The 11,864-nt window shown below is 35.0% G+C and carries 15 protein-coding genes; 5 read left to right on the top strand and 10 right to left on the bottom strand.

The genetic code is table 11. From position 1 onward, the window contains the following. Positions 1-113 precede the first annotated feature (113 nt). From DN064_RS12285 to DN064_RS12265, 5 genes are all read left to right on the top strand, one after another. Positions 114-1,544 carry an ATP-dependent DNA helicase gene (locus tag DN064_RS12285; RefSeq protein WP_115462958.1) on the top strand — a complete coding sequence of 477 codons (1,431 nt, stop codon included), beginning with the start codon at positions 114-116 and terminating at the stop codon, positions 1,542-1,544. A 32-nt stretch (positions 1,545-1,576) separates the two neighbouring features. Continuing rightward, entirely contained in the window at positions 1,577-2,305 is a 729-nt protein-coding gene (gene kdsB, locus DN064_RS12280; protein WP_115462957.1) for a 3-deoxy-manno-octulosonate cytidylyltransferase, read from the top strand. Further along, entirely contained in the window at positions 2,296-3,000 is a 705-nt protein-coding gene (locus DN064_RS12275; RefSeq protein ID WP_115462956.1) for an HAD family hydrolase, read from the top strand. Before kdsB ends, DN064_RS12275 begins: the two co-directional genes overlap by 10 nt. 77 nt (positions 3,001-3,077) lie before the next feature. Then, positions 3,078-4,160 carry an iron-containing alcohol dehydrogenase family protein gene (locus DN064_RS12270; protein WP_232827489.1) on the top strand — a complete coding sequence of 361 codons (1,083 nt, stop codon included), beginning with the start codon at positions 3,078-3,080 and terminating at the stop codon, positions 4,158-4,160. 1 nt (position 4,161) lies between these two features. Further along, complete coding sequence (locus tag DN064_RS12265) at positions 4,162-4,710, top strand: 1-acyl-sn-glycerol-3-phosphate acyltransferase (protein ID WP_115462955.1); 549 nt, start codon at positions 4,162-4,164, stop codon at positions 4,708-4,710. Positions 4,711-4,812: 102 nt separating this feature from the next. Here the strand turns inward: DN064_RS12265 and DN064_RS12260 are convergent, their stop codons facing one another. From DN064_RS12260 to DN064_RS12215, 10 genes are all read right to left on the bottom strand, one after another. Continuing rightward, positions 4,813-5,280 carry a nuclear transport factor 2 family protein gene (locus DN064_RS12260; RefSeq protein ID WP_115462954.1) on the bottom strand — a complete coding sequence of 156 codons (468 nt, stop codon included), beginning with the start codon at positions 5,278-5,280 and terminating at the stop codon, positions 4,813-4,815. Beyond that, entirely contained in the window at positions 5,280-5,864 is a 585-nt protein-coding gene (locus DN064_RS12255; RefSeq protein ID WP_115462953.1) for an outer membrane beta-barrel protein, read from the bottom strand. The genes DN064_RS12260 and DN064_RS12255 overlap by 1 nt, the downstream gene beginning before the upstream one ends. After that, a complete protein-coding gene (locus DN064_RS12250) occupies positions 5,861-6,349 on the bottom strand; it encodes a hypothetical protein (RefSeq protein WP_115462952.1) in 489 nt (162 codons plus the stop codon). The genes DN064_RS12255 and DN064_RS12250 overlap by 4 nt, the downstream gene beginning before the upstream one ends. Next, positions 6,349-7,041, bottom strand: coding sequence for a LytR/AlgR family response regulator transcription factor (locus tag DN064_RS12245; protein ID WP_115462951.1), 693 nt, complete (start codon positions 7,039-7,041; stop codon positions 6,349-6,351). Before DN064_RS12245 ends, DN064_RS12250 begins: the two co-directional genes overlap by 1 nt. Further along, entirely contained in the window at positions 7,038-8,105 is a 1,068-nt protein-coding gene (locus DN064_RS12240; protein ID WP_115462950.1) for a sensor histidine kinase, read from the bottom strand. The genes DN064_RS12245 and DN064_RS12240 overlap by 4 nt, the downstream gene beginning before the upstream one ends. After that, the gene (locus tag DN064_RS12235; RefSeq protein WP_115462949.1) at positions 8,092-8,748 is read right to left on the bottom strand and encodes a hypothetical protein; all 657 of its coding nucleotides are present in this window, start codon (positions 8,746-8,748) and stop codon (positions 8,092-8,094) included. The genes DN064_RS12240 and DN064_RS12235 overlap by 14 nt, the downstream gene beginning before the upstream one ends. Positions 8,749-8,913: 165 nt before the next feature. Beyond that, the gene (locus tag DN064_RS12230) at positions 8,914-9,810 is read right to left on the bottom strand and encodes a GIN domain-containing protein (RefSeq protein WP_115462948.1); all 897 of its coding nucleotides are present in this window, start codon (positions 9,808-9,810) and stop codon (positions 8,914-8,916) included. Positions 9,811-9,813: 3 nt separating this feature from the next. Next, positions 9,814-10,203 carry a hypothetical protein gene (locus DN064_RS12225; RefSeq protein ID WP_157962312.1) on the bottom strand — a complete coding sequence of 130 codons (390 nt, stop codon included), beginning with the start codon at positions 10,201-10,203 and terminating at the stop codon, positions 9,814-9,816. 4 nt (positions 10,204-10,207) lie between these two features. Then, positions 10,208-10,705 (bottom strand): DoxX family protein, encoded by a 498-nt coding sequence (locus tag DN064_RS12220; RefSeq protein WP_115462946.1) that lies wholly within the window; start codon positions 10,703-10,705, stop codon positions 10,208-10,210. Positions 10,706-10,805: 100 nt separating this feature from the next. Continuing rightward, the gene (locus tag DN064_RS12215) at positions 10,806-11,711 is read right to left on the bottom strand and encodes a helix-turn-helix domain-containing protein (RefSeq protein WP_232827488.1); all 906 of its coding nucleotides are present in this window, start codon (positions 11,709-11,711) and stop codon (positions 10,806-10,808) included. Positions 11,712-11,864: the final 153 nt, after the last annotated feature.

Genomic DNA, 11,864 nt, shown 5'->3' with positions numbered 1-11,864 from the left:
TTTTTTGTTCGTAAAAACCCTAGAATGTAAAAATACTATCATCAAAAATCTTGCCGAAAATTGTAGTTTTCAAATGCTTTAATGTTAGTATCTTGCCATTCATTTTTGCCTTAATGGATCAGTCTTCAAGAGAGTTTTACGAGCTTTTAAAATCGAAGTTTCAGTTTGAACCAACTGAGTTTCAAAACCTTGTTTTGATGCAGCTCTCAGATTTTGTGTTGCATTCTGAGCCTAATGAGCTCTATATGCTTACAGGTTATGCTGGAACTGGTAAAACAACTATTATTGGAACCTTAGTCTCAAATCTATGGCAAATAAAAAAAAGTGCAGTGCTATTAGCACCAACAGGACGGGCTGCAAAGGTGATATCGGGCTATTCTAATCAAGAGGCTTTTACCATTCATAAAAAGATATACTTTCCAAAAAAGGACAAAGGGGGTGGTGTTAAATTTGTCCTTCAACCGAATAAACATAGAAACACCTTGTTCGTGGTGGATGAGGCATCAATGATACCAGATTCTGAATCACAAAGTACATTGTATCAAAATGGTTCTTTGTTAAACGATTTGTTGCAATATGTTTATTCCGGCTTTAGATGCAGGCTTTTATTAATTGGAGACACAGCCCAGTTACCTCCAGTGAGGTTGGATGTTAGTCCAGCTCTTAATCCCTCTTTGTTAGAGCTCAATTATAATAAGACAGTTCAAAAAATGGCACTTACCGAAGTAGTAAGACAGACAGAGTCTTCTGGTATTCTGGCTAATGCTACACTAATAAGAGACACCCTAAATAATGAATTTTATGAGAGCTTCAAATTTGATCTAAACCCATTTGCCGATATCGTACGATTGGTAGATGGGTATGAAATTATGGATGCTATCAATGAAGCCTATTCCAATCATGGGCATGAGCATACGGCAATTATTGTTAGAAGTAACAAAAGGGCAAACCTGTATAATAAACAAATTCGAGAACGTATATTATTTAGAGATAACTATCTCTCTGCTGGCGATTACTTAATGGTTGTTAAGAATAACTACTTTTGGGTTAAACCAACCTCTGAGGCAGGATTTATTGCCAATGGCGATATTATAGAAGTACTTGAGATTTTTGGTATCAAAGATCTATATGGTTTTAAATTCGCCGAGGTCAAGATACGTATGGTGGATTACCCCAGAATGAAACCAATTGAGACCGTTTTGCTTCTTGATACCATTGAATCTGAATCGCCTTCATTGTCTTATGAAGAATCTAATAGACTGTATCAAAGTGTTGCAGAAGACTACCAGGATGTGAAATCTAATTACAAACGGTTTTTAAGTATAAAAAACAACCGATTTTTTAATGCATTACAGGTTAAGTTTTCTTATGCCATTACTTGCCATAAGTCCCAAGGAGGTCAATGGAATACTGTTTTTGTAGAACAGCCCTACCTACCAAATGGATTTGACCGAGATTATATGCGTTGGTTGTATACCGCCGTTACAAGGGCTCAGGCTAAACTGTACCTCATTGGATTTTCAGATGATGTTTTTATGGAATAAAGATTATTTTTGATTAATACATTACACAAATTATGAATTGTATTGCAATGATCCCGGCACGCTATGCAGCCTCAAGATTTCCAGGGAAACTAATGCAAGATTTAGCCGGAAAAACAGTTATTTTAAGAACCTACGAGGCTACGGTAAAGACCCAGTTATTTAGTGAGGTTTATGTAGTGACCGATAGCGAGATTATCTTTAACGAAATTACTTCAAACGGTGGTAAATGTATTATGAGTAAGGAAGAGCATGAGTCAGGCAGTGATCGTATCGCTGAGGCTGTGGCTAATGTTCCTTGTGATGTGGTTGTAAATGTTCAAGGTGATGAGCCGTTTACTGAAAAAGCAAGTCTTGCCAAATTGCTTTTGGTTTTTGAAGATGACCACGACCACAATATTGACCTGGCTTCCTTGATGGTAGAAATAACCGATGAGGATGAGATAATAAATCCAAATACGGTTAAGGTCATTGTCAACGAAGACAATTTTGCGTTATATTTTTCTAGAAGCCCTATACCTTATCCAAGGGCCAAAGATGATAATACCAGATATTTTAAACATAAAGGAGTTTATGCATTTAGGAAACAGGCTATTTTGGATTTTGCCGTTTTGCCTATGAAAATGCTAGAAGCCACAGAAAAGATTGAATGTATTAGGTATTTAGAATATAACAGGAGAATTAAAATGGTAGAAACCACTGTACAAGGTGTTGAGATTGATACACCTGAAGATTTAGAAAAAGCACGTAGACTTTGGAAATAGACTATTCAGATATATCGGTAATTGGGTTTGATGCAGACGATACGCTCTGGGTCAATGAAACTTACTTTCGTGAGGCTGAAGAACAGTTTGCAGAATTATTCAGATCATATGAGACTCCTAATAAAATTGATCAGGAGTTGTTCAAAAAAGAACTTCAAAACTTACCTATTTATGGATATGGTGTCAAAGGGTTTATGCTCTCTATGATTGAAATGGGTCTTGAACTCACCAATTACAAGGTAGAACCTAAACTAATTGAGGCTATCATTAATATTGGCAAGGAGATGCTCAATAAACCTGTAGAGTTGCTTCCTGGTATTGAACTGGTATTAAAAGAGTTATCTCAAAAGTACCGATTAATTCTGGCCACCAAAGGGGATCTCTTGGATCAAGAACGAAAACTGGAGAAATCCGGATTATCAGGATACTTTCATCATATTGAGGTTCTCAGTGAAAAACAGCCCGAGAATTATGCCAGATTACTTGATCATCTAGATATAACACCACGTTCTTTTTTAATGGTTGGAAATTCTTTAAAATCAGATATTTTACCTCTTATAGAACTTGGAGCACAAGCCATTCACATACCATTTCATACTACGTGGGAACATGAGAAGGTAAGAGATCAGGATTTAAAAGACCACAATTATAAAACGGTGTCATCTGCAGACGAAATTTTAGAATTTTTAATGTGATGGCATCCTGTAATTAAAATAAATTGAAAGGTAATTAATGGGAGTAAGTCCCTATTTTAGCATAAGAATTATCATACATGAGTTATAAAAATTATCCAATGGTTTCCAGAGTCGTATTTGGACGTGGATGTTTCAATCAGCTTTCGGAGCTATTAGAAGTTAAGCGCATTAGTGATAAAGCTCCATTTATTTTTATAGTAGATGATGTATTTAAGGGTAACGCCTGGATTACAGGGCGTATTCCCCTAGCTTATTCCGATGAGATGGTATATGTTTCAACTGATGAAGAACCAAAGACGTCTCAGGTGGATGAGTTAGTTGAGAAGATTATTTTAACTCATAAAGATAGACCATCAGGAATTATAGGAATAGGCGGTGGTAGTGTTTTGGATATAGCTAAGGCTGTTTCTATTATGCTCACTAATAAAGGTGAAGCTAAGGATTATCAGGGTTGGGACTTGGTTAAGAACCCAGCCATTTACCATGTTGGTATCCCTACAATTTCAGGAACAGGTGCAGAGGTGTCACGGACGACTGTGCTTACAGGACCAGATAAAAAATTGGGAATCAATAGTGATTTTACACCGTTTGACCAGGTGATTCTGGATCCCGAACTTATAAAAGATGTACCAAAACAGCAATGGTTTTATACTGGCATGGATTGTTTTATTCATTGCGTAGAGTCTCTAAATGGCACATATTTAAATACATTTAGTAAAAGCTACGGTGAAAAGGCTTACGAGCTCTGCAAAGAGGTCTTTCTTTCTGATACCGTTGACAAAAAGCTATCAGATGAGATGTTAATGATGGCTTCTTGGCACGGAGGAATGAGTATAGCTTATTCACAGGTTGGTGTTGTACATGCACTTAGCTATGGTCTTTCTTATGTGCTTGGTACCAAACACGGTATCGGCAATTGTATAGTCTTTGATCAATTAGATGATTTTTATAAAGAGGATTTGAAGATTTTTAGAGAGATGAAGACCAAACATGGTATTGAACTTCCAAAAAATATTTGTAAGGACTTAATTGACGAGGAAATAAACACAATGATTGACGTGTCTTTAGGATTAGAACCATTATGGGAAAATGCTTTAGGACCCAATTGGAAACGTAAGGTATCAAGAACGGACCTACATCAATTATATCGAAGAATGTAATATGCGTGCATTAGCCAGATGGATTTATTTTAAATTATTAGGTTGGAATATTGAGGGGAATTCTAATTTTTCCAAAGATATTGTAAAAAAAGCTGTATTAATAGCGGCTCCCCATACCAGTTGGCACGATTTCTATATTGGCTTGCTATTGCGAAAAATCACAGGTGTAAAAACTAATTTTATAGGAAAGAAAGAACTATTTATCTGGCCATTTGGTTATTATTTTAGATCTATTGGGGGCAAACCGGTAGACAGAGGCACTAAAGGAAATATGGTGGATCAGATAGTGAAGCTATTTGAAAACGAAGAAGAGTTTAGGCTTACTCTTGCTCCAGAAGGAACTCGTAAAAAAGTTGAGGAATGGAAAACAGGTTTTTACTATATCGCCAAGGCTGCGGGTGTTCCAATAATTATGTTCACTCTGGATTTTGAAAATAAGCGCAACCTTGTATCTGAACCTTTTTATCCGACCGATGATATGGAAGCTGATTTCAAAACTATTTACAGTTTTTTCAGGGGGGTTAAAGGAAAAGTACCTGAATATTCGTAGAATTTTGGCATGGCATTTGATATTTAATTAATGCTATGAAACATAAAGTAAACCATTGAGGTCCCTAAAAAGAAACATAGATTAGAGAAAGCTGATTTGTTATTATTTCAGCTTTTTTTCATACTGAGCCAAAAGTTTATTAGTGCGCTGCTGAAGTTTGTTTTTAAAATAACCTGTTCCACCAATTAAAGCCCCTTTGAAACCAAAAGCTTGTTTTGCCCATCGATGTAAATTAAAATGATCTACATGTTTTATGATTTGGCCCTCTTTAATTTCAAAATTGGCCTCCATTATATTATGAACTGGCCTTCCCGTTTGCGAAAAGGTGTATTTGGCCTCCCAATGAGCAGAGCCTTTTTCGTTATCTAATTTGATACTGTCAAAATATACGCTAAAGTCTTTGTTTTTCTGAGATTCCACTAGCATTCTCCACATGTTTTTAGCTTTGATACCCGTCAAGACACCAAACGCCGGATCTTTAAAATAGACGTCATCATGATAACAGGCTACCATGCCTTCAGCGTCTAGATTATTGAAAGCCGTATAAAACTTATGTATGATATTGTCCATTAGAATCTGTATCCAGCACCTAATTTAACCAAATTAATGTTCTTGTTGTATCTGGTATCTGGTACTAAGTTACTTCGCTGCAGTCTGGTAAAGTAATATTCAAGGTGGATAATAACATGATCGGAGATATCAATGTCAAAACCACCATTAAAGGAGAGGCCACTTAATGTCTCACCGTTTTCCACAATGCCTAACCCTGGATTAACCCCCGTGATACTAAACAAATAGAATGAATAACCGACGCCAAGAAAAGGATGCAAAACTTCTAATGTTGGAATTTTTCCTAGGATGGTGATTTTAGGTTGTAACCCAAAGGCAATGGCCTTGTAGTTTCCTAATGAAGTAATATCTAGATTGTCATTATTAGCTAGAATACTGGTATTAAATGAGGCTCCTAAAGATAAATATTCAAACTCTGCCAAGTAATACCTAAGTCCTAAATCAATAAATCCTGTATAATTCTCGCCAATAAAGTTCTTGTCAATGGTAATAGGGTAGTTGAGGTTAACAAACCATTTATAGTTTTGAGCACAAAGATTTAAGGATAAGACCAGAGTAAAAACTGTCAGGCGCAAAAGTTTCATTCGTTGATTTTCATTTTAAGCGGTTGTAATTGTTGCATGTAATCAAACTGAAGGTCTTCATGCACCCCCGTTAGTTTCTTTTCAATACTAATAACCTGTCTTCGGTATAAATTGGAAAGCAATTTATTCTTATGGATGGACGGTTCAAGTTTATTCAATTCTTCACAGAAAAATATCAAAAGTTCAAGTTCAGTTGTTTTCTCTCTTGATAAACGTGCGAAGAGGCGAATTTGTTTTAAAACCTTTCTAATGGTCTTCTTCATATAGAAATAGCTATCGGTATTAATTACCGCTAAATACCCTAATAATTCTTCCTTGATATCTTCAATAAATGAGATTTCATCTCCTTTGTAAAAGAGTTCATAAGTAATTAGGGCTTTATTCTCATTCTTAAACCTACCAAGTCTTAAACAGAGCTCATTGAGCTCGTTTGAATTGAGATGTTTGATCTCTTTTTTAATATCGGAAAGGGATGTTGTGGGCATTACTCTATATTTAGAAAGTTAAGAACTTTTGATTTATATGTTTGCCCAATGGGCAAAATATGATTTGAGACTTCAATTCTGTTACCAGAAAGTTTTGAAATAAACTCAGTATTGACGCAATAAGATTTGTGTATTCTTAAAAAAGAATCGGGCAATGATTCAATGAAACTTGAAAATGTACTATGCGTTAAAATGAACCTGTCAGCAGTGAAGACTTTAACATAATCACTGGCTGCTTCAACGTAAATTATGGCATCCGGATGTACCTTATGGATGGTTTTATTCTCTTTAATAGTTAGAAATGTTTTTTCCCGTTTTTTATTCGACCTCTGGTCAAGTACTTTCTTAATAGCCTTTAAAAATCGTTCGTAAGGAATTGGTTTTAGCAAATAATCTATGGCATTTACATTGAAGCCTTCAACGGCATATTGAGGATATGCTGTTGTAAAAATAACTGGTGGTGCTGAACTTAAACTTTTGTAAAATTCTAGACCATGCTGTTCAGGCATATTAATATCGAGAAAAATAAGATCTATGGAGTTATTTAATTGCAGATATTTATAAGCTTCCTTAGGGTTTAAAAAAGACTTACAATGGATTAATACCTCTGTTTCAGAAATAAAATGCTCAATTACTTTTTGAGATGCGATTTCATCATCAATAACAATACATTTTAAGGTCGGTTGATTCATAATGTGCTTGCTATGATCATCTTAACTGTGAAAGTATCTTTTGTTTCTTGAATAATAAATTCATGTAAGCCTGGATAAATGAGCTGCAAATTGGATTTAATATTCTCTAGTCCTATTCCTGAAGATTCGGACATGTTATGATTCTTATGGTCCGAATAACTGTTTGTTATTTCAAACTTAAATTGTTTGTTATTTTGGTGAATTGAAATGGCTATATAACCTGGGTTTTGTAGATTGTCTAAATCACCATGCTTATAGGCATTTTCAACTAAAGGTAACAGCAGCATTGGGTAAATTTGATAATCAAGATTTTTTAAATCAATTGATAATTCAACCTTGTGCTGATCGTGCTGGCGTACCTTTTGGAACTCAATATAATTCTTTAACAGTTCAATTTCTTTACTTATAGAAATGCGGTCCACATTTGTATCATAAAGGACATATCTAAGAATATCAGAGAGTTGAATGATGCTATTGGAAATTTTTTCGTTTTTCTCTAGGGCCAAGGCATAGATAACATTCAATGAGTTGAATAGAAAATGTGGATTGATTTGAGCTTTAAGAGTCGACAATTGAGTTTCGACCTGTCTGTTTTTTAATTTTAGAAGTTCGTTTTCATTAGTATTAAAGTAAAACCAATCCTCCGCAAGTTTAATGAGAGTAGTAGCAACTAGAACCACTAATGATATAATAAAAATATTTATCCCTGTGGGGTAGGAGATAAAAAACAAATTTGAAAAAAAGAGGTTGAGTACTGGATTGAGCCACATAACTGTTAAAAGTGAGAAAAACAGCCAGTTAGCAATAAACAGCGGGGTGAATGCCAAGTAACGTTCGGTCTTTAAGAACTTTGGAATGAGAATATAAAAATTAGCAAGAACAGGTAGCATCAAAAATAATAGGAACAAGGCTGTGTAAACAAAATCCACCTTGATAGGGCGCGTTCCTTTGGTAAATACAAACAGTAATATAATATAAATCAAAAACCACAGTACACTGTTAAATAACAGTGGACTGTGATTGTTCTTAACTTTTAGATATTGATTCAACTTAAGGTTTTGCATCTAGCTTACTAAGTTTATATACATCTTCGTCCCATCGACCTTCAATATCAGAACTATTGAATTTTTTTAAGAATTCATATAATTCCTCCGTTTTAGAAGTTAAAAGTAGGTCATCATCAACACCAGATTGTTCATGTTTAAGTCGAATTTGATTGTTGGTGAATAAGGGTTTTACTTTTTCTTCACTTAGAAATTTTATATGAACTCCTCCATTGTCTTGAAATTCAATTTTGGCCGCAGAGTGGGTTTTAAATAAATGTTGAGCCACTAAGCCATTGAGGTCGTCAGACTCATAATAAAATGGGGTTAAGTCCAGAAATAAGTCTCCATCAACCTCGAAGGGCATGGCTATGAAGAGCCCTTCTTTTTCTTTTTTGATATAGTTTATTATATAACCATCTTTATAATTTTCATACTCTTCTTTATCCTCCTTAGTAAGCTTGGTAGAAGGTTTGGTTTCTTTTAGCCATTCTGTCTTAAAGGATACAATTTCCCATTTACCTTTTTTAGAATCCTGCCAGGTTCCAACGAGTTTTTCATTAAATGAAACTTTATTTTTAGGATAAAACGGATGCAAAGATTTAACGATGCAGGAGCTAAGTAAAAAAATGGCTAATAAAGGAATGAACAATTTTGCTTTCATGATTTGTGATTTAAATTCTTAGCTAAAGTCATTCAATTGGCAATCTCTTTAAAGTTTTTTCGACAAACACAAGGCAACTCATGACGTACACTTATCATTGTGTTTTGGCATAAAAATAAAAAACCATCATGGATAAATGATGGTTTCTTCAGAGTAACGGTTGATTCAATTGAATAATGACACCGTTTTGCCTTCGTCTTCAAGTTCAATAGCCCTAATGAGCTTTTTGAACCCCAGTCCGTTAACCTTATAAATTTTTGTGCCTACTGTCCAGTTTTCTTTTCTAATTGCATTGGGGTTCATTGGAAATCCATAACCAAATTTCCCTCCTTCAGGTTTGGGTCCTACTACTTTAAAATTATGTCGATCATCGCTATTATTTTTGATTTTAAATCTAATATAGACAGCCTCTGGATTTTTAAGGGAATAGGATTCTTCTAAAGGTAAAACAACTCCTGAAGATTTGGTTTTAACATCCATTATTGATGGTTTTTGAGTATATAATAGTTTTCCATCGTTGGACACCTCGCCCGATAGTTTATTAACAGGTCCTACTTTGACAGTTCCCCATTTCCATAAGTTGACATAAACTTCTTGAGCCACTATATTCGAAGCGTCTACTGTCGCCAGTTCGCATCCAATTCTTAACTCTTTAGTGGTTCCTTCTAACTCAATATTTCCGACGGTAGCAAGAATACTTAAGGCATCATTATTAATATTGACAATTTTCGTGGAATCATGGGTGCTATGTTCTACCCGTTTAAGATTTGGTGCTCCAATAACAATCTTTGCATCCTGTGAAGGTGAAATCCATTTGATCTGATCGAGATTAAGAACCCCATCTATAACCTCTGTATCAAAGTATTCAAATAAATTAGAATCTGTGGTTATTGTAATTCCTTCAGGGGCGGATTGATCTATAATTACCTTGGCGTAAATGTTGACTTTTACAACTTCAAGGTTGGAGACTTCATAATTTTTGGTTTCAATGTTTTTGTTTCCTTTGATTTGAGCAAGACTGGTTGTTCCAACAAGTACAAGCAAATAGAATAGTTTTTTCATTGTTTATTTAATTGATGTTTGTGTTCCTTTTGATTTGTTAAATACGGCCTCATAGACGATCATTTCAGGCTTGTATTCAAATTGAATACTTCTGTTGTTTTGATCCTTAAGTTCAAACTGATCATGTGCATTAACGAACTTGAATTCTATTCCGTTGATAGCTGTCTTCTTTTCGATGGTTAGTTCATTTACACCATCCGCATCGTTATCCTTCATCAGAAGGGTGTCGTTCCAAGAGTTCTCTGTAAAATTACCTCTAACTCCAACTTGAGACGGATTATCAACTTGGCGCATGTCCACTTTAAAGGTGACTGTTTTTAGATGTGTTTCCTGAACGCAATTAGTGAAGGACAACGCGAGAATTATAATTAAAATGTGTGTTATTGATTTCATGAGTTTATGATTTAAGTTTTTTAGAAATAATGTAATCCAATCCAAGACGCCCAGAACCAAGTGCTAAGCTATAAAGTGATACCCAAAGGAAACCTAGTGCAGGAAGCATGGACCATAGAGGTTGACCCCATTTTTGCATAAAAATGGCCACGAGCATGGTGCACATGATTAAGAATGAAAAGATTCGCGTTTTAAATCCAAACATGACAAAAAGACCACCTACAGCTTCACTAAAAGCTCCCATCCAAGCAAAGAATACAGGGAACATTGCAAATAACCCACCGTATGCGGCAACATCTCCAGGAAACCAGGCAGATACTTCAAATAAACTTAAGTTTTGGCTGTCTGCGGTCCAGGGCATACCAAACTTGTCGGATCCAAAACTAGAGGTAAGGACAAACCCGCAAATGATTCTTGGTAAGGCGGTAATAATTTCAGATAACCAATTGGATAGCTCAACTGGTTTTAAAATGAGTAGTGATAAAGTTTTTAATCGTGTCATCGTTCTGTGAGTTTTAATTTGATGACACAAAATTGCGGATCAACCGCTCGGTGAACGACTTATATTGTATTTGGAGGTCTTAAATACGATTTGAGACGTCTCAATTTAGCTGAGACTTTAAATATTCGCTAGGTGAATAGTTGGTTATTTTTTTAAACACTCGGTTAAAAGTAGCCTTGCTATTAAACCCGCATTCATGAGCAATACCAACCAATGATAGCTGTTCTTGTTTGTTGTTTTTAAGCATTTCTTTAAAGGCATTAACACGATATGAGTTGACAAAATCATTGAAGTTTTGATGAAATCCAGAATTGATGACTCCAGATAATTGTGCGCGGGTCATTTGGGCCATTTTAGCCAAATCCTGAAGGTTTAATTCTGGATTCAGGTAGGCTTTGTCGTCTTCCATTAAAGAACGGACCGTATTAATATCTGAAACATTTACAGGATTATTATTAATTGTATTGTCAGTATCAGGAATAGCATTTGCATTAGGCGAAAAAGAAAAGTCAAGTTTGTTGAGCTTGGTGGTGTCTGTAAAATACCCCCTAATTCCAACATATAGGGTTATTAATGCCATAAATAAATTGAGCCACCATCGTTGTACGTAGTGCAATTCTGTATACAGTTCACTAATGATGTCCTGAACTGTCCCATAAACAAATGACAAGGCAAAAAGAATAAGAAATGATAAGATCCAATTTAATTCTAATTTGTAAGTGTTTGAAAAATAATTCTTGATCTTTTTTCTATAATCAAAAAATAATTGAAAGGTAAATGCAAGAAACAACAACATCCATGGAGTTTCAAAATACCACATTATGGATTGCGCATAACGCTCGTCTAAATCAATTTTAAGTACCCCATTCTGAGTTTCATGAAACCCTGGCTGCAACGCGTCGTACGTAAAAATAGACAGCCGATAAAGTACAACCAGAAAGGTTGGTACAAAAAACCAGAAATATTTCTTTTTAAAACTAAAATTACTTTGAGTGATAGACTTCACATAGAGATAAATCAATGGGGCAAGAGCTATCCCGATATTTATTAAAAAATAATTGATTTTGGTTGTTCTAAATGCATTATACCACCCCATGAAACCAATGGTATAACACGTTTGAAAATAACAGGTTAACACTAGAATGAGGCCCAGAAATAA

Origin of the sequence: Winogradskyella aurantiaca, assembly GCF_003362725.1 — a bacterium.
GTDB lineage: Bacteria > Bacteroidota > Bacteroidia > Flavobacteriales > Flavobacteriaceae > Winogradskyella_A > Winogradskyella_A aurantiaca.
This window is presented reverse-complemented; position numbering and strand designations above follow the sequence as displayed.